Genomic DNA, 17658 nt, shown 5'->3' with positions numbered 1-17658 from the left:
GACCGCAGCGATCAGTGGAACTGACCGTCTGCGTGAGCCTGGAAATGACCGCGGACGTCCAGTCGCCAAACGGAAGATGGCACCCCCGTGTTGGACTGGGCAAATGACACATGATATACATTGGTAACTCGTGACATCAGGACTGCCGAGAGTGGAAAACACTGCGGAAACAGTAGCGATCTATTGGGACTTCGAAAATCTCCATGCCAGCCTGGTCGATCAGGAGCACGGTGCCGGTACCTATGAGAGCAACCGATTCCGACCACAAGAGGAGATCCTTCAGATCTCGACCATCATCGAATTTGCGCTATCGGTGGGGCCAATCGCCATCAACAGAGCTTTTGCCAATTGGGTATCGTTCAACCGGTATAAGACACAGCTTCTCGAATCGGCAATAGAGCTGATACAGGTTTTTCCGCCTGGGGCGAACGCCAAGAACGGCGCAGACATCAAGCTGTGCCTTGATGTCATGGATGACATGGTCCGCTTCCCTCACATCTGCACGATCATTGTTGTGGGCGGCGACAGCGATTACATGCCCTTATCATACAAAGTGAAGGCGGCTGGACGGACGCTGATCGGAATTGGTAGCGAGCGGTCGACCAATCGCCACTGGGCGCGCAGTTGCCATGAATTCAAGTTCTATGAATCCCTGCTGAGCTCGACGCCGACGCCGACTACAGCTCGCCCGGCACGGGAATCAGTGACTGCGGCCGAGCCAACGGCCCCTGCCAAGAGTCTGATGGAGTCCTCAACCGGAACAAGTGGGTTGCTCACGCAGGAGGACGAGGAAGAACTCTGCGAACTACTGGTCATGGCCGTAAGCCCAGCGGCGCGGCAACAGGCGGCGCGTGATCTGGTGATCAAGGCAATCACACGGCTGTCCCAAACGCGCGGTGAGACGTGGATCCAAAAGGCACGCTTGCGCCCGTTCATTCAACGCATGGATCCCACGTTCAATGAATCGACTTTCGGGTTCCGCAGCTTCATCGAAATGATGGCGTCGATGAGCGACATCGTTGAGTCCCGCAAGGGCAGGTTTGACCACGAACTTCGCTTGCGTGGCGGCACACCGTGTCCTGAACAGTGAACAGCGGTCCGAAGTCACGGTGAACGTCAAGATAGTTGTCGCCAGAACGGATGCTGCCATTGACATACTTTGGGTGCGGGAAGAATCGCGTTTGGCTGAATTCCCGTCGGGACTGAGAGTGGCAGATCCAACTAGTAGAGGAGTCGCCGGATCTGCCGCACTTGATGCAGCCGGAGCTGCTGCGGCCGGCGAGGCGCTGCTTTCGGCCCTCGTGGTGATGCTGATGACGCCGCCACGAACGCATCGGGAGTGGGCGGTCGGGTGATCAGTACCGAGGTCACCGGGATCTGCGGCGAGGCCATCGCCGTCCAGCACTTCCGGCCGCAGGAGTCGGTGACCGGCCTTGTGGCGCTGGGCGGGTTGATCTTCGGATGCGGCCTGCCGGGTTGGGCGATCGTGCGCTGGGTCTTCAACTTCATCGAGAAAAACCGGGATGCCGGAATCGATGAGGTCGCGAAGGAAGTGAAGGAGGGGGTGTGATAAAACCTCGCTTACAATCCCGACAGTCGTCCCCTTACCGTCCTTCGGTCCAATGACGTTTATCCTCGCCGTCGGGCAGCGGATAAGCGCTTTTCTTTAGCCAGCCTCTATCTCATCATGTCCATGCAACTCGACTGGTCCATCAAGGTAAGCGATCTTCTTACCACTGCGACGATTGTCATTTCCGTCATCGCCCTTCTCCTCTCGCTATCGAAAGACCGCGACGCCAAGGTAACGGAACAGGCCAGCCGCGTTCGCTCTGCTGCGGCCACCGCCATCGCGAAACTGGACCGCTGGCAGGCCTTGCAGATTTCCATGTATCAGGAGTTGCAACCGACTTATGTTGGGCTGAGCGAAAAGCTCGGGGAGAGTTTCAACGTTCAACGCGTGCGCGACGAATTCTGGAAGCAGGTGAACATTGAGCGAACACGAGTCGCACAGAAGGTTCTGGATGAGCAACTGGGCACCGCGTACTCTGACTTGCTGTCCCATTTCCCGGCCGCGCGAGGCAAATTCACGGATGCGTTTGCGAAGCTGTCCTCTATCGAAGCGGCTGTGACTGACAGCTACCTCGGAGAAAGTGAAAGTGCCATCCTCTCCCTTGAGGGCATGCAGAAAAACTACACAACTCCCACTCTTGGGAACGCCCTTCGCAAGGCGGCAGCAAGTCATAGCGCCGAGCTAAAGTCGAGTTCAGAGGCTGTGATCGCCCCTGTTCGCGAGTATCTGTTCAGCGTGATCTCGCTGCCTGACGAGGAACTTGTTGGCTCCATTCGTGCAAGGAAAGGAGAAGGGTCTTGAACGTGGCGTCAGGCATCTAGGCACTGGGCGGCTTGATCTTCGGCTGCGGTCTGCCGGGCTGGGCGATCGCGCGCTGGGTCTTCAACTTCATCGAGAGGAATCGGGATGCCGGGATCGATGAGGTGGCGAGGGAGGTGAAGGAGGTGCTGTGATGGAGGCGGGAGAGTTCATTGCGCTGATCGGGGCAGCGGCACGGGACATTCGGGACGCTGCGCTACTGCCCGGTGCTGGGCACCGAGCCTGAGGGGCGGCTTACGGCTATCGTCGACTTTGCATTCAACCTCGGCGCCGGGCGGCTGCAGACGTCGACTCTGCGGCGGCGGGTTAACCAGCGTGAGTGGGTGGCCACCGTAATGGAACTGCGCCGGTGGGTCTACGGCGGCGGAAAGGTACTGCCGGGTCTGACCATCAGGCGGCACGCAGAAATTGACTTGATATCACTATGAAATATTGACGTAGAAACGCCCGCTACGGCCCAGGCTTACCCCATGTTTCAGGTCAACGGCAAAACATTCAACCCAATGCTTTCCCTTGTACAAGGTGTGCTCCCAAATCTCAGTGCCGCTGTGTTCGAATCCCCCTCGAAGGCATTTGGCAATACGCGCGGCCCACCCTGTGTTGACGACTTGCCACCTGATAGCCACACTGTTTGTGAAAGAGTGTGTGGCCTTGAAATTCAGCCAGGTATGGGCCAATCCTCGAAAGTTAGCCTATTGTCATTGTTACTTGTAAGCGTGGGAGAGGTGCGGTTTCGGCTGCGGTTTTCGAGGTTGGGAGCGATTGGGGACGAACTTCTGGAGGTTCAACGCGATCTCCTGGAGGATGGGCTTGAGGCGGCGAGTGGTGGCGGTTGCAGCCAGGAGCCAACGGCCGATCTGTCGTTTGATCTTGTCGAGTTCCAAGGTGCGGTTGATCTTGTAGGACGAACCGGGATCGAGGAGGGCATCGGTGGCGACATAGGCGGCCAGTGCATTGAGGTTGTCGAAGACCGCCTTGGCGCCGAAATCCTGGCGCGCCGCATGCCAAGACAAGCCGGAAGTATGCTCCAGTTGCAGCCGGTGCTTGATCCGTTTGAACGCCTCTTCGATTCGCCAACGGCCGTGGTACAGCTCGGCAAACGCGGCGGCCGGAAAGGTCACGGGATCGAGGAGCGATGTCATCACCACATGCACCCGTCCGTTCGGTGTCGCTACCCGCACCAAGCGAACCGTGGTCGGCGTGGCCGGGCATTCATAGTCCTTGGCATCACGGGCATTGGGCGCGCGCAAGACGACGACCTGCTCGCTTCGACCGGACTGCAGGAACTCGCGTACCACCTTGAATCCTCGCGACAAATCGCAGCGGATGCAGAAGGGGATGTGACGTGCCGTCAGCGCCGACACCAGCCAACGACAGGGAAAGCCGCGGTCCATCACGAGCACATCGTCGGAGCGCAGACAATCGATCGCCTCGAAGAACATCTGACGCTCATCGGACAAAGGCTCATGCAGGCGGAAGTTCAGAAACAGCTCGATGCCCGGCAGGTAGAGGCCGAAAGCCACGCCCGTGACGATCGACCGGACGTTGTCCTTCATCATCGTCAGGCGAACCGCGCTGCCATCCGCCGCGACCACCCGTAAACCTCTCCAGCGCGGGAGCGGCAAGTGTTCCTCCACCAGTTCCATGAGGTGCTGATTGACCTCGCCGAACACCAGCGCGTTGATCTTGTAACGTGCCTGGTAGAAGGCTTGAGCGGTGACCTCGCGAACCGAGTCGGCGCGATTGCGCAGGTTGGCGAAGAACTGATCGAGTTCCGACTGGACGGCGGCGTGAACGCTGGAGAGCAGAAAACTGAGGACCGTTGGCAGGGTGAGGGTTCGGCAGCGGGTGAAGTGTTTGGCGTCGAGGCGAGCCACTTGCAGTAACTCTTGTGAAAACAGATACTTGGAGAGTCTGCCAAGTATATTGGCATATTCAGGCCGTCATGCGATTCTCCTTTATAAACAATTGGTTACAGAGCTATTTTGCCGCAGGACTACGGCCGACACAAGGCTTCGCGCGAAATATGCGGATATGCTAACTTGTGAGGATTGAGGTATGGGCTGGCAGTGCGGGCCCATCGGACCGATATGTTCCGAGAAAATTGCCTGCTTTCGATGAATGCAGTGTAGCTGTAACCGTGATCCTTCCTGTCTGAAGTACAGGCCAAGGCGGCGGGGCCACATGTGACACGTCTTCAGCCTGTGACTCACTGAAGCTCACTGCCTTGGCAAGAGTAACTGATTTGGCAAAATCGTCACCAAACACCCTGCGCCACTTGACGATGCTTTCATCGCGATCCTTCTCAAGATAGGCATCTTCAATCCACTCGGCATAGCGATTGATGCACGAGCGAAAGTTGGTGTACTTATCCTGGTCCCAGTGCCGGGTGAACGATTCGGACGACAGGCTCGGATTTGCGATTTCCGGCATATCCGGTCGCTCTTGGAGATAAGCATTCAGGCGCTTGATGACTGTGCGAAGTGAACTGGGCACGTCTGAGAACTCGTCTCCAAACTCATCCAACCAGGAAATTCGCTCACCGACCAATGTTGTGATCAAGATGGACTTTGCCGAGAAGGTTAATTTCACATCACGAAGGTACTTCAATATCCGGACGATCTTGATCAACTGATTGCTGCCGACGTAGGTGTTTCGCTGAAGAAACCACTCCGTAAAACCGTCTGGATTGGTTTGCTCTTCAGCATCGTCGGAGCGATTCAGAATCCACTCAGTTGTCTCCAAGAACCCCGAGCGCCGGATGCACGGCACCACGTCAATAGAAAACTCCCCCGCGTATTGAATGGTGACGCAGCGGGTTTTCCGCGAAACCTTATCTGCGTAGGTTCCGTGAGACTTGAACTGGTCGTACAAATGATCGATGTAGTCCGCTGGAGTCCACTCGTCGTGTGGCTCCACAAACGCGACTACGTCAGCATCAAAGGCCCCCGAACTTCCGGTGGGTTTGATAATCGTTCTGTGTGCCCACGACCCTTGCGGAATAGTGTCAATCAGAATGTCGGAATAGACATCGAACCCCTCAAGGGTCGATACGATGGCATCCACCCGGGACTTCAGGGTGTCGATCCGTGTCTGGTTGAGATTGACAACGTCGGCCAGAAACGTGTTGAAATGTTCGGTCAGTTTCATTGCGTTTCTCCAAGCAACTGCCGGATGGCCTTCGAGTTGTGAGTGAAGTCTTTATCAGCCTTGGTGATGAGATCGTCGAGCGTGCTTACGTCGTCCAATGACAAGGGCAAATCGGATTCAAAATTGATTCGCACAGTCTGATGCTTGTCGAGTAGCATCTGAGTAACGTTACTGGCGGTCGCTGCCTGCAAGTTCAAGAGCATAGAGATGAACTTAGGAATTCCCCATCCGGTCAAGAACCCCCACCGTTTTTGAGCACCCCCTATCGGGTAATAGTTCTTGCCAATTCCCGTACCGACAGAAAGTAATCTGATCTCAGAGCGCTGTGCGCCAAGCCGAGTAAGCGCTTCAGTCACAGCAACAAGAGAAGGGTTGTTGGCCCACAAGCCCCCATCGCTCAATTGGTAGGGCCCGACGCGTGCTGGCGCGAAGTAAGAGGGGGCGCTACAGGACGCCACCACCGCATCAACGACCCTCACGTCACGATCACGAACGAAACTCTCGTCATATGCGGATTTGAAGACGTGAACGCCACCGTTACCAATATCCGTGGCCGGAATAATTAGTCTTGCCTTTGCATCCGACAAAGTCGCATCCTGAAAAACATCGCTCAGTGCTGCACGTAGTGGATCGCTTGTGTACCGCGGCAAGAACGCGCCCCCGAAAGACCAACGTCTGGGACAAAAGATCAACGGCCCCTGCTCACGATAGAGCTTTGTCACATCCGAGATTGGAATCTCGAATGCAAGAGCCGCCGCGATGATTGAACCCGTGCTAGTTCCTGCGATGAGATCGAAGTCTCGATGGAACTGGGTGCCAAAGGAATTCTGAATCCGTTCCAGAACGTGACTAGCATAGATACCCCGAATTCCTCCACCGTCGATTGCTAGGACTCTCATCACCAGATGCCTCTCTCAGCTTAATGAGCAGCGCCGCGCGGAAAGGCCCAGCCCGACGACAACGCCTCGGCCTGTTGCAACACCGTTTGTACGGCGGTGTCTTGGAGGTCTGGCGGGTAGCCGTACTTCCGCAGAATGCGCTTCACCAGCACGCGCATCCTGGCGCGGGCCGAATCACGGTGTGCCCAATCCACCGATACATTTTCACGTAGGCTCACGAGCAGCTCGTGTGCAATCAGCCGGAGCTTGTCGTCCCCCATCATCTGCACCGCGCTTTCGTTCTCGGCCAGGGCGTCGTAGAAGGCGATCTCTTCGTCTGAGAGCCCGGACTCTTCGCCACGCTGGCGCGCCGCACGGATGTCCTTGGCCAGCTGGATCAGCTCCTGCAGCACCTCGGCGGTGGTGATGGCGTTGGCGTGGTAGCGCGCTACCGCGTCCTCCAATCGCTCCGAGAACGCTTTGGTTTGCACCACATTGGCCTTGCTGCGCGAGCGAATGCCGTCGTTGATCAGCTTGCGCAAGGCTTCCAGCGCAAGGTTCTTCTTCTCCATCTGCTGAACTTCGGCGAGGAACTCGTCGGAGAGGATGGAAATGTCCGGACTCTTGATGCCCGCAGCGGCCAGGATGTCCACGATCTCGGTCGAGACCACCGCACGGCTGACGATTTGCTGAATCGCCAATTCGCGCTCCTGCTGAGTCACTCCCGAGCCGGTGCTGCTCTTGACCAGGGCTGCACGGATCGCCTGAAAGAAGCCGACTTCCTCCCGAATCTCGCGGGCCTCGTCGGAGGCGGATGCCAGGGCGAACGCCTTGGACAACGCCAGCACGGCGTCCTGGTATCGGCGGTGAGCGTTCTTCTTGCCTTCCTTCGTCTTCTCCTTCGCTGCCAGCTTCTGTTGCAAGTCGAGAATCCACTCGATAGCCCCCGCCATCATCGCTAGGCGTTCCTCTGGCGTGCCGCCCATTGCGGAGGCGTAGTCGTAGCCGTGGTACATGTCCCGCACGACCTCGTACTTCTCCATCATCACCGCGATGGCCTGCGCTTCGTCGACTCCGGTGTTTTCCTGGTCGTTCTTGGAGTACTGCTGCAGAGCAGACTTCAGGCTTTGCGCGATGCCGATGTAGTCCACGATCAGCCCTGCGGGCTTGTCGCGGAACACGCGGTTCACGCGCGCAATCGCCTGCATCAACCCGTGGCCTTGCATCGGCTTGTCCACGTACATCGTGTGCATGCACGGCGCGTCAAAACCGGTGAGCCACATATCGCGAACGATGACCAGCTTGAGCGGGTCTTTGGGATCGCGGGCACGCTTGGCCAGCAGATCGCGTCGGGCCTTGTTGCCGATGTGCTGTTGCCATTCCTGCGGGTCGCTCGCTGCCCCTGTCATCACGATCTTGACCGCGCCTGCGTTGTCATCGGCACTGTGCCAGTCGGGTCGCAGCTTGGTAATCTCGTCGTAGAGCTTCACGCAAATGCGGCGGCTCATACACACCACCATCGCCTTGCCGTCGAGGGCTGCCACGCGATCCTCGAAGTGGGTGACCATGTCCTTGGCCACCAGAGCAAGGCGCTTGTCGCTGCCAACTAGGGCTTCGACCGTTGCCCACTTCTTCTTGAAGCGCTCCTGGTCAGCCTCTGAATCTTCCTTAGTTAGATCGTCGACCTCGGCGTCGATCTTTGGCTTCTCGTCCTCGTCGAGTCCGATGCGTGCCAGCCGGGACTCGTAGTAGATCGGCACTGTCGCGCCATCTTCGACTGCCCGGCTGATGTCGTAGACGTCGATGTAGTTGCCGAACACCGCCGGGGTATTGACGTCATCCGCCTCGATGGGGGTGCCGGTAAAACCGATGAAGGACGCGTTTGGCAGAGCGTCGCGCATGTACTTGGCGAAGCCATAGGAGATTTCGCCGGTCTTCGCGTCCACCTTGGCCTTAAAGCCGTATTGACTGCGGTGCGCTTCATCCGCGATGACGACCACGTTGCGGCGCGTGGTGAGCGGCTCCACGATCTCGCCGAACTTCTGCAAGGTCGTGAAAATCACGCCGCCCGATGCACGACTCAAGACCTTCTGCAGATCTTCGCGGCTCTCGGCTTGCACCGGCGTCTGCCGGATCAGGTCACGACACATCGAGAACGTCGAGAAGAGCTGATCGTCGAGATCGTTGCGGTCAGTCAGCACCACCAGCGTCGGGTTGGCCATTGCTGGGTGTTTGACCAGTAGCCCGGCGTAGAACGCCATCAGCAGGCTTTTGCCGGAGCCCTGGGTGTGCCAGATGACGCCCACCCGCTGATTGCCCTCCGGCGAGGACGCAGTCACCGTGCTGTTGACCGCGTGTCGCACCGCGTGGAACTGGTGGTAGCCCGCGATGATCTTGGCCAACCCTGAACCAGTTTCGCCGAAGACCGTGAAGTGACAGAGCAGATCGAGCAGCCGGCGATGCTCGAACACGCCTTCAATTAGCGTCGAGAGTTCCGGCGCACCTTTCGGGGCAACGTCCGTGCCGTCCGTGGTGCGCCACGGCATAAAGCGCTCAAGGTCTGCCGACAGAGACCCCACCCGGGCGGCAATACCGTCCGATGTCACCAGCAGCGCGTTGGTGTTGAACAATCCAGGAATCTGCTTCTTGTAGGTCTGCAGTTGGTTGAACGCGCCCAGAAGATGCGCACCCGCGCTGCCCGGCGCTTTCAGCTCGATCACGCCCAGCGGCAAGCCGTTCAGGAATACCACCACATCAGGCCGCCGGTTGTTCTGCCCGTTGATCACAACGAACTGGCTTACCGCCAACCAATCGTTCAGGTCTGGATGTTCGAAGTCGATGACCACGACCTTGCCCGCCCTCAGCGTACCGTCGTCCGCGTAGTACTCGACATCCACACCTTCCGTCATCAGCCTATGGAGACGGCGGTTTTCTTCGAGCAGCGATGGCAGTTCGGCCTGCATCACGCGCCGCACAGCATCCAGGCGTGCCTCCAATGGCAAACCAGGGTTCAGGCGCGCAACGGCGTCCTCGAACCGCTTCTTGAGCACGACCTCATCGTGACTCTCACGCTCCGGTCGGTGTCCATCGGGGCCGATGTCCTCCTCATGTTCGATGCTGTAATCGAGCGCGCGCAGCTGATCCAGCAAAGCTTGCTCCACGGCGGCCTCTGACAGAAACGCCATTACTGTTCTCCTTGTTGTTCGATGGGCTCCATGTCCGGAGCCGGTGCCCCGCGCGCAGCGTTCAACGCTTCGACGTAGGCCTCCCGATCTAGTTGATACAGAAGCCGACTCGCTTCCACACGCAACGGCAACACGTCACCGGACGGCAGCGTCACATTTACATTGAGGCTCCCCTCGTCGTCGACGTCAGATCGCAATGAGACCCGTGTGTCAATGAGCCGATGCAAATGGTCAAAGCGCTCGTAGGGTTCCCGCGTCCGCACCAGATCCAGTTCGGCCTCCAGATAGGCCTGATGCAAGAACGTCACGATGGCATCGGCTGACAACACCGCCGCGCGGTGATGGTGAACCGACAGGCGTTGAAGGAAGCCCTCCCGCCCGTGACTCGCGATCCCAGCATCATTGCGCAGCTCGCCCAAGGCATCGGTGAGCTTCTTGTGTTGCGACACGAGCTTCTGAAATCCGGTATGCCTGACGTCCCCCAGCTTCAGCGCTCGAACTGCAGCGCTCATCCAAGCACCGAAGGTCGGCAATGCCTCCGCAGGGCGCACTGGATTCGACGGTAAGTCCAACTCTTGAAGAATGATCTGGCACACCACTTCGACAATGGCCTTTGCGGAGTCGATGCAGGCATCGTTGTTCTCGGCCAGCGCCCGTTCTAACTCCTCAAAGGTCTGCTGCAGCATTGGTGCGTCACGCCAATGCAAGCAAGCATCACGAATGCCGGGGCACCAGTCGATAGTCACGGGCGCACCCCAAGCAGTTCCTTCGTACCATGGATCTTCAGATCACCTGAGATCAATTGGGGAAGCAAGAAATCGCGGAGGCTGATCAGGGCGCGGGACTCCCTCTCATTTCTCTCGACCAATTTCCAAAGTGGGTGAACTGATGCCGTGAATTTATCGACCAAGTCCCTCGGTGGAAGCGAAAACGTCGAGTCTTGCAAACCGCTCAAGGCAAGCATGTTCACGGTTGATCCATTTGTCGCGCCGATAACTTGTTCTCGAACAGCACTTGCCATCAGAAGGTAATAGATGAACTCCCGACTGAGGAATGTTGAGTCAACCGGATTAACCTGATAGATGTGCTGCGAGTAAATTCCAGAATCACCGAAAATTGCTGGAACTCTGGCCGGGAAACCAATCAAGCGGTGTTCGTGCCCTTGCTCTGTGTTGGCTACGATGATGTCTCCGGGTTTCAAGACGTGGCGTTCTTTGAACTCGCCCTTGTAGAACTTGATTCCGGGATATTTGTACCCGCCACCTTCGTAGACCGAATTCAAGTTGTGCATGGGCACACCGTCGTCGGGGCCACAAAGTCCGGAGCCCTTGTAACTAAGCCCTCGCTGCACACTTATGTGCTCGCTGAGTTGTGCCGTTGGCCAGTCGTGGTTAAGTCCATCACCAAACCGTTCCTTGAACAATGTTCGGGCGAATTCGTCGAGTTGCTCGCCGATGCGGCGCAGAATATTTAATCGTTTGTCTATGGAATATAAAAAGGCAGAGGCGCTTTGCTGTGCGTCACGGGGGATAACATTAATCTCGAGGCTGCCAAGCTTCGCTCGTGAGAGTTCAGTCTGTCCTGTACTGCCTTCCCCAAGTTTCTCGATCTCCGGCTCATATGCCTTGAGAACATATCCAAGAAACAGTGGATCGATTTTTTCAGAATCGGGTCGCACAATGGTCAGATGACTATCGGCGGTTGCAGTCTCATCCACTTCGAATAATTGACCCACACGCCCAAGAGTGCCAACGCCAGTTGAGTTAACCAGGATATCGAACTGCCGCAGCTCCTTTTCTATTTGGGTAGCACGCTGGCTGGCCTGAGTTCTACGTGACGGCCCTTCCGATATTCGTTGATCTCGCACGCACTTCTGGTTGTAGACACGAATGCCACCAGCCTCAACGTATTTAGGCGCGATCCCGCGATTGAGGTAAGTGACGAGATCACTCAACAATGCTGTGTCAGCACTCATTGTCGATCTCCGTCAGAACATTCTTGATCGCTCCTTCAAGCTGAGCGTTCTCATAAAATAGTGCGCGGAGCTGTGCTGACAAGCGCGCCAACTTTTCCGCAGGGGGCTCGTCGTCTTCAGCGCCGTCAGCGGCACCGACGTAGCGCCCCGGTGCTAGAACGTGTCCTTGCTTGCGAATGTCGTCTAGCGATGCCGACTTGCAGAAGCCGGAAATGTCCGGCATTATGGAGCAACCACCCCCGGCACCCGACCGCCTGCTCGACGAGAATCCTCTCGTTTTCACTGAACGGGAGCATTTCTCATGGCAGAGAGCCACGTCGTTGCGGCCCTGATCACCAAGCGCGCGGAACTGGCGGGGCTGATCGAGCATCACCGGAAGGAAATGGGACGTCTGGCGGACGATCTGGCCCACCTCGACGCGACCCTCAAGCTGTTTTCCCCGAAAATCGACCTGCGGACGATCCGGGCCAAGGCCCATCGGGTGCGAAACCGCTTCTTCCGGCCGGGTGAATGCCAGCGCATGGTTCTCGACATCTTCCACGAGGCTCAAGGTGGGGCGCTGAGCAGCCGCCAGATCGGCGAAGCGCTGACGGCCCGCCGGGGACTGGAAGCGACCACCGTCATGATCGAGCAGATGCGGAAGAACGCCATTGGCGTGGTGCGTCGCCTGGAGCGTACCGGAACCCTGGTCCTTGCCGGCCGTGACGGGCACGGTGCCACCTGGGCCGTCGCCTGACCGCTTCACACCGCCAGGCTTTCCCCCTGCCGGTGGTTGCCCTGCCAGTATCCGCACCAGTCCCGGCTCACCAAGGCCCGGGCGCACTTGCCGACGATATCGCGGAAGATGTCGGCGTTGCTCCAGCGCCGGGTGTCTTCGCGGTAGGCCATCTCGTTGGCGTAGTTGTCGAGATACTTCGGCGCCGCCTTGTGGATCTGGCCGATGTGGAAACGGCGGAAGCGCGAGACGTACGATTCTGCCAGGTTGTTGGTCGTACCATCGTCGGCTCGGAATTCCTGACTGTGGTTCACCCGGCGGACCGCGTATCGGGCATGCAGCAGGTCATAGGCGTCCGATTCGTCGGCACAGATCACGGAACCCTTGGCGATGTAGGCCGGCGCCAGTTTTCCGATGTCGGTCTGGTTTTCCTTCTTGACGATGAAGGTCAGCGTCTTCTTGGCGCCGACATGGCCGGCCGCCACTTCCGCCTCGCTGTGCGCCTGACGCATCACCAGGATGCAGCGCTTGTCCGGGTCTTGATTCTCCGCCAGGCGGCGGTCTACCCGGTCTTCCTTCTTGTTCTTCGGCCGGACCTGCCCGCCCACGTACGCCCCGTCCACATGAACCGCACCCGACAGGGCGCATTCGTCCCGGCCCACCAGCAGGCTCTCGCGAATCTTGTGCAGGAGAACGTAGGCCGTCTTGTGCGATACGCCCAGGTCGCGTCCGAGCTGCAGGGCAGAAATGCCCTTAGCGGCGTTGGTGAACAGGATCGCCGCCGCGAGGTACAGCCGCAGGGGCAGCTTGTGGAAGGCGAAGATCGTTCCGGACGTGACCGAGAAATCATCCTGGCAGCCCGCACAGCGCCAGATCTTGCGGGTCGGGCGGAAGTAGTGCCGGTGCGCCATGCCGCAGTGCGGGCAGACCACTTGCTCCCCTTCGCCCCAGCGCAACTGGCGGAACAGGGCCAGGGCTTCATCGTCACTCATGGCCAGCACCTGGACCACGGACAGGCTACGGGCTTCGGCTTTCAGCAGGAAATGTAAACTCATCGCACTGGCTCATGGGGGTGGGTCATGAGGATGAGTGTAGGGCTCGCCGGGCTCACAGAGTGCGCCCGACAAAAAAATCATCGTCGGCGCCGCGTCCGGCTGAGGCTTGGGGTGGTTGCTCCATAATGCCGGAAATGTCTTCATAGCTGCCTGCTGCAGGCCCACCGCGCCACGCGTGATACGTATTGGCGATGCGCAGAATGTCTTCTTCGGATAACTCGCGCCGCGTCCGGTCGACCAAGCCACCGAGCTTGCGTGCATCAATAAACAGCACTTCACCTCGACGGTCACGCCATCCGGTCCCAGGGTTCTTGTTTCGAGCCAAGAACCACAAGCACGCTGGAATTTGGGTCGAATAGAAGAGCTGTCCTGGCAGGGCGACCATGCAATCCACCACATCCTTTTCGACCATCTCTCGGCGAATGTCACCCTCGCCAGACTGTGAGGCAGACATCGAGCCGTTGGCCAGCACTACGCCCGCCGTGCCGTTGGGCGCGAGGTGGTGATAGATGTGCTGGAGCCACGCGTAGTTGGCGTTACCCACGGGCGGCGCGCCGAACTTCCAGCGCACGTCTTCACGCAGGCGGTCGCCACCCCAGTCGGAAATATTGAATGGAGGATTGGCGAGGATGTAGTCAGCCTTGAGGTCGCGCAGTTCGTCCTTGTGGAAGCTGCCCTCGTTGTTCCAGCGGATGTCGGAGTCGATGCCCCTCACGGCCAGATTCATCTTGGCCAGCCGCCATGTGGTGTAGTTCGACTCCTGCCCGTAGATCGCGATGTCGCCAATGCGGCCTCCGTGCTCCTGCACGAACCTTTCCGACTGCACGAACATCCCGCCGGAGCCACAGCACGGGTCATAGACGCGGCCGGAGTACGGTTCGAGCATTTCGACCAGCACACGCACCACCGAGCGCGGGGTGTAGAATTCACCGCCGCGCCTGCCTTCAGCGCCAGCGAACTGGCCCAAGAAATATTCGTACACGCGCCCGAGGATGTCCTTGGAGCGGTCGCCTTCCTCGTTCAGCGCAATGCCGGAGATCAGGTCGATCAGCTCGCCCAGCATCACCTTGTTGAGCGCGGGCCGGGCGTAGTCCTTGGGCAGTACGCCCTTGAGCGACTCGTTGTGCTTTTCGATGGCGCGCATCGCGTCATCGATCAAGGTGCCGATGGTGGGCAGCTTGGCGTTGGCCCGCAGGTGCGACCAGCGCGCCTCCTTCGGCACCCAGAACACGTTGTCCGCGAGGTATTCGTCCTTGTCTTCGGCGGCCTGCGCATCTTCGGCCAGCAGTGCCTTGTGCTTGGCCTCGAAGGCGTCGGAGATGTACTTCAGGAAGATGAGCCCGAGCGCGACGTGCTTGTAGTCGCTTGGTTCCATGTTGCCGCGCAGCTTGTCGGCGGCCTTGAAAAGATCAGCCTCGAAGCCGAGGTTGCCTCCGTTGCCGTTCTTGCTGGTGTCGTTCTGTGCCATCGTGCTCCTTCTTATTTGCGTGATGCCTTCGCTGCCGGAGATTGATACCCAGGCGCGAGCTTGGCGTTCTCGACGCCGTACAGCGCCAGAGGATCGTTGAGCCATAGGCGGTACTGTTCGTCTTTGAGGCGGTGATCGGGCGAGCAGTCCACGCTCCAGCGCAGCAGCATGTAGCCCGCGACCGCCGCGCGCACGCGCATCCGGATCGCACCATCCTGCATCCCGTAGTCCATCTTGATGATCTCGGGGCGCTCAAGGCGCGGATGCGGCACGAAGTCGAGCTCGACGATGCGCGTCCACTGGATGTCGTTGTCCGGCCGTTCGTTGGCCTGTGGCTCCTCGTCGAGCAGGGTCGGGGCCTCGATGCGCGTGACGACGAAATCGCGGAACTCGCCGCTCTTGCGATCAAAGGCCCGGACATGCCAGCGCAGGCCGGTATCCACCAGCGCGAAGGGTACGATGACCCGTTCGGATTCACCGCTGCTCATCGAGTGGTAGCGGATGGCGACGGGCCGCTTGGCGTGGATGGCCCGGCAGATCGGAGCCAACACATCCATGCTGGGATTGCTCAGGGCGGTAGGCGACTCGCACGGAAGCAGTGGCTGCATTGCGCCGTTCTCTCCATTACCGAAGCCCAGAGCCAGCGCCGACAGCACGCGCTGCGATGCGTGGTCGAATAGGGGGGAGAACGCCTGCCCGATGCGGTAGATCTTGTTGCTGCCATCAAAGATGATGTTCTGCGGCGCGATTTCCCGGTACAGAGCCAAGTCGCGCGTCGCCCCTGCCGGTGCCACGCCGAATCGGTCGATCAGGTCTGGTCGACCGATCTCACCGAAGAAGTAGAGCCGGAAGTCGATGTAGGCCAGCCGCTCGCGCTGGGCGTGGCTCAGGCTCTCGACACGTTGGGGTTGAGTCACCGAAGGCTCCTCATCCAAGACGGGCGACTAAAAGGCTGTGATTGGTTCAATGTGTGTCCATTGCTAGGCTGTTTATGTCATCAAACTGATGATATCATGCGTCACGAGCTGAAAATTGGCAAGGGGGCAACAACATGAGCGAAGAGGATCGAGCCGCCGACAGCGGCGAGGGGAAGCCGAAGACGTTAAATCTAGACGCGTTACTACCGGCAAAGGCACCAATTGCGACTTCGGTTGGGACGCTCTTCGTACGCCACCCCCACAGTAGCGACTGGAAATATCTGGATCAGGATGACCCCATTGAATCTGCGCGCGTTTCCGTCCAACGACTCTGTAGCAGAGTAGAAGACAAGCGAGACAGCAGCCCCCTTCTTGATGACGATCTGAATGGGCTGACGGACTCTGACTATCAAGCACTCGTGCCAGCAATCGCGAAGCAAGGCGGGTGGCGGAATTTGCCAGATGGGTCTGGGCTCGAAGAGCTCGGGGCTGTCATTAAGGAAGAGAAAAAGATAATGACTGAGCGTCACGAGAAGATGCTCGGAGAAATGAGGAAGTCAATCGAATCCAGCTATTCCTTTTTAGGGAAGGGGGCGCTCGAAAAGCTTCAAGAGCAGATGGCAGGTATTGCGGATATTCGTAAGACGTTAGCAGGCACGGACTCAATTCAAGCCGCGCTGCGAGCGGCAACGTTGCCGGAAGAGTCGTGGCGAAAGTCTCTGGCCGACATTGACACGGTAGGCAAAGTAATGCGCGGCCTAAATGCCGCAAATGTAGCGGCGCCGGTCGAGTTTCGCAGAACCTATGACGCGCCGAAAATCATGATGGCTCCTCGGTTCGAAGAAACCCCAATGGGTCGAGCCACGCTTGAGAGCGTGGAAAACTCTCGCCAGGTGGCGGAAAAGATGGACGCCCTTGTCGTCGTAGTTGCCGGGCTTAACCAAACAATGGTTCAAGATGTATTACCAGCGTGGTTCAAGAAAATTGGTGAAGACCAGCAATCGGCAAAGGAGTCTGCAGGTCAAGCTGCTCGTAGTCTGCAGTGGACAAAATGGGCAGTGATCGCATCGGTATTCGTTACCATCGCTGCCACCTGGTGGGAAGTGGACGTTGCAAGGAGCATTGACCGGGAAAACTCGGAGCAGCAAAAACGCGTTGAAACCCTTTTAAGGGAACAGCTCGAAGCCCAACAAAATCTTATTACACAACAGGCCAAGGATGCTGCGGCAATGCAAGAAGTTGTAATGACGTCAAGACAAACGACACGCGTTGTTAAGGTCAATAATCGCCAAGGAGAGTAGCTATGCACAGGTTTTACAGGGCTCAAATCACCCCATTCGGTCCATCTGCAGTCGTGATCACAACTGCATTTCAGAACGCCGGTGGATACTATAAGGGAGAGTCTTTTTGCATTTTTCCTGAGCCGCACCCTGGACGAGCTTTCACCGAAATCAAGTTTGACCAGAAAACGTTTGCAGAATCACCGATTGCCCTCACAGACGAATTTATGCTGGAAGAGGCATTAGGTCAGGCGAAAATCGATCTCGCACTGCACATCCAGGAGCAGTATTCTGGGAAGGAATTCCTGCTGCCTCCAGGGGAGCTTCGTCTCGAACAGGTTAATGTCCAGTTTTTGGTACATCTGCGGGTTCAAGGGGCTGGCGACTTCCTGTGGGATATCCAAAACAAAACGAAGTGTTATGATTTACAGAAAGTGCTTGAACCCCTTTTCAAGCTACCGACATTGACCCGCAACAGAATGAGTGACTGATTTGGTTGAATCGTAACGGAGTTCGATTCCGCGTTTGGGATTGAACTGGCGTCCGCAAGCCTCGCATTGCACGAGGTGGGATTTGCAGCTTCTGGCGGGATCAGCCTACAATCCTCACTGATTGGTGGGTAAGAAAATTCATTGCTGGCGTGGTC

14 protein-coding genes and 4 pseudogenes are annotated in these 17658 nt (G+C 58.0%); 7 read left to right on the top strand and 11 right to left on the bottom strand.

Annotated elements, in window-relative coordinates; translation table 11 throughout:
- Nucleotides 1-130 precede the first annotated feature (130 nt).
- The 4 genes and pseudogenes from HT579_03700 (at nucleotide 131) to HT579_03685 (ending at nucleotide 2817) form a co-directional block, all read left to right on the top strand.
- Nucleotides 131-1090 (top strand): NYN domain-containing protein, encoded by a 960-nt coding sequence (locus HT579_03700; protein QKS28121.1) that lies wholly within the window; start codon nucleotides 131-133, stop codon nucleotides 1088-1090.
- A 217-nt stretch (nucleotides 1091-1307) separates the two neighbouring features.
- Nucleotides 1308-1570, top strand: a pseudogene (locus HT579_03695) (hypothetical protein).
- Between the two features lie 117 nt (nucleotides 1571-1687).
- Nucleotides 1688-2371 carry a hypothetical protein gene (locus HT579_03690; GenBank protein QKS28120.1) on the top strand — a complete coding sequence of 228 codons (684 nt, stop codon included), beginning with the start codon at nucleotides 1688-1690 and terminating at the stop codon, nucleotides 2369-2371.
- Between the two features lie 206 nt (nucleotides 2372-2577).
- Nucleotides 2578-2817, top strand: a pseudogene (locus tag HT579_03685) (lysozyme).
- Here the strand turns inward: HT579_03685 and HT579_03680 are convergent.
- From HT579_03680 to HT579_03645, 8 genes and pseudogenes are all read right to left on the bottom strand, one after another.
- Nucleotides 2812-3066, bottom strand: coding sequence for a hypothetical protein (locus HT579_03680; GenBank protein QKS28119.1), 255 nt, complete (start codon nucleotides 3064-3066; stop codon nucleotides 2812-2814). The pseudogene HT579_03685 and the gene HT579_03680 sit on opposite strands and share 6 nt — an antisense overlap.
- A 27-nt stretch (nucleotides 3067-3093) precedes the next feature.
- Nucleotides 3094-4290 carry an IS4 family transposase gene (locus HT579_03675; protein ID QKS31483.1) on the bottom strand — a complete coding sequence of 399 codons (1197 nt, stop codon included), beginning with the start codon at nucleotides 4288-4290 and terminating at the stop codon, nucleotides 3094-3096.
- Nucleotides 4291-4426: 136 nt separating this feature from the next.
- Nucleotides 4427-5539: a nucleotidyltransferase gene (locus HT579_03670; protein QKS28118.1), complete on the bottom strand. Its 1113-nt coding sequence runs from the start codon at nucleotides 5537-5539 to the stop codon at nucleotides 4427-4429.
- Nucleotides 5536-6444 carry a patatin-like phospholipase family protein gene (locus HT579_03665; GenBank protein ID QKS31482.1) on the bottom strand — a complete coding sequence of 303 codons (909 nt, stop codon included), beginning with the start codon at nucleotides 6442-6444 and terminating at the stop codon, nucleotides 5536-5538. Before HT579_03665 ends, HT579_03670 begins: the two co-directional genes overlap by 4 nt.
- A gap of 14 nt (nucleotides 6445-6458) precedes the next feature.
- The gene (locus HT579_03660) at nucleotides 6459-9602 is read right to left on the bottom strand and encodes a type I restriction endonuclease subunit R (protein QKS28117.1); all 3144 of its coding nucleotides are present in this window, start codon (nucleotides 9600-9602) and stop codon (nucleotides 6459-6461) included.
- Nucleotides 9602-10348, bottom strand: a complete 747-nt coding sequence (locus HT579_03655; protein QKS28116.1) for an abortive infection family protein — start codon at nucleotides 10346-10348, stop codon at nucleotides 9602-9604. Before HT579_03655 ends, HT579_03660 begins: the two co-directional genes overlap by 1 nt.
- The gene (locus HT579_03650) at nucleotides 10345-11577 is read right to left on the bottom strand and encodes a restriction endonuclease subunit S (protein QKS28115.1); all 1233 of its coding nucleotides are present in this window, start codon (nucleotides 11575-11577) and stop codon (nucleotides 10345-10347) included. The genes HT579_03655 and HT579_03650 overlap by 4 nt, the downstream gene beginning before the upstream one ends.
- Nucleotides 11567-11794 (bottom strand): annotated as a pseudogene (locus tag HT579_03645) (SAM-dependent DNA methyltransferase). The gene HT579_03650 and the pseudogene HT579_03645 overlap by 11 nt, the downstream one beginning before the upstream one ends.
- 84 nt (nucleotides 11795-11878) lie before the next feature.
- Between HT579_03645 and HT579_03640 the strand changes: the two are divergent.
- Entirely contained in the window at nucleotides 11879-12313 is a 435-nt protein-coding gene (locus HT579_03640; GenBank protein ID QKS28114.1) for a hypothetical protein, read from the top strand.
- Between the two features lie 5 nt (nucleotides 12314-12318).
- Here HT579_03640 and HT579_03635 read toward each other — a convergent pair whose 3' ends face one another.
- The 3 genes and pseudogenes from HT579_03635 to HT579_03625 form a co-directional block, all read right to left on the bottom strand.
- Nucleotides 12319-13347 (bottom strand): IS1595 family transposase, encoded by a 1029-nt coding sequence (locus HT579_03635; GenBank protein QKS28113.1) that lies wholly within the window; start codon nucleotides 13345-13347, stop codon nucleotides 12319-12321.
- 127 nt (nucleotides 13348-13474) lie between these two features.
- A pseudogene (locus tag HT579_03630) lies at nucleotides 13475-14815 on the bottom strand (SAM-dependent DNA methyltransferase).
- An 11-nt stretch (nucleotides 14816-14826) separates the two neighbouring features.
- Nucleotides 14827-15705 carry a WYL domain-containing protein gene (locus tag HT579_03625; GenBank protein QKS31481.1) on the bottom strand — a complete coding sequence of 293 codons (879 nt, stop codon included), beginning with the start codon at nucleotides 15703-15705 and terminating at the stop codon, nucleotides 14827-14829.
- Nucleotides 15706-15866: 161 nt separating this feature from the next.
- Between HT579_03625 and HT579_03620 the strand changes: the two genes are divergently transcribed.
- Complete coding sequence (locus tag HT579_03620; GenBank protein QKS28112.1) at nucleotides 15867-17033, top strand: hypothetical protein; 1167 nt, start codon at nucleotides 15867-15869, stop codon at nucleotides 17031-17033.
- Between the two features lie 2 nt (nucleotides 17034-17035).
- Entirely contained in the window at nucleotides 17036-17503 is a 468-nt protein-coding gene (locus tag HT579_03615) for a hypothetical protein (GenBank protein ID QKS28111.1), read from the top strand.
- Nucleotides 17504-17658 lie beyond the last annotated feature (155 nt).

This window comes from Candidatus Accumulibacter similis, from assembly GCA_013347225.1.
GTDB classification, from domain to species: Bacteria; Pseudomonadota; Gammaproteobacteria; order Burkholderiales; family Rhodocyclaceae; genus Accumulibacter; species Accumulibacter similis.
Note: the sequence above shows the minus strand (reverse complement) of the source record. Positions and strands in the feature narration are given on the sequence as shown.

Excerpts from the sequence above, each read along its gene's own strand:
- HT579_03690 (QKS28120.1), top strand. The coding sequence starts at position 1,688 with ATGTCCATGCAACTCGACTGGTCCATCAAGGTAAGCGATCTTCTTACC.
- HT579_03670 (QKS28118.1), bottom strand. The coding sequence starts at position 5,539 with ATGAAACTGACCGAACATTTCAACACGTTTCTGGCCGACGTTGTCAAT.
- HT579_03660 (QKS28117.1), bottom strand. The coding sequence starts at position 9,602 with ATGGCGTTTCTGTCAGAGGCCGCCGTGGAGCAAGCTTTGCTGGATCAG.
- HT579_03650 (QKS28115.1), bottom strand. The coding sequence starts at position 11,577 with ATGAGTGCTGACACAGCATTGTTGAGTGATCTCGTCACTTACCTCAAT.
- HT579_03640 (QKS28114.1), top strand. The coding sequence starts at position 11,879 with ATGGCAGAGAGCCACGTCGTTGCGGCCCTGATCACCAAGCGCGCGGAA.
- HT579_03635 (QKS28113.1), bottom strand. The coding sequence starts at position 13,347 with ATGAGTTTACATTTCCTGCTGAAAGCCGAAGCCCGTAGCCTGTCCGTG.
- HT579_03620 (QKS28112.1), top strand. The coding sequence starts at position 15,867 with ATGAGCGAAGAGGATCGAGCCGCCGACAGCGGCGAGGGGAAGCCGAAG.
- HT579_03615 (QKS28111.1), top strand. The coding sequence starts at position 17,036 with ATGCACAGGTTTTACAGGGCTCAAATCACCCCATTCGGTCCATCTGCA.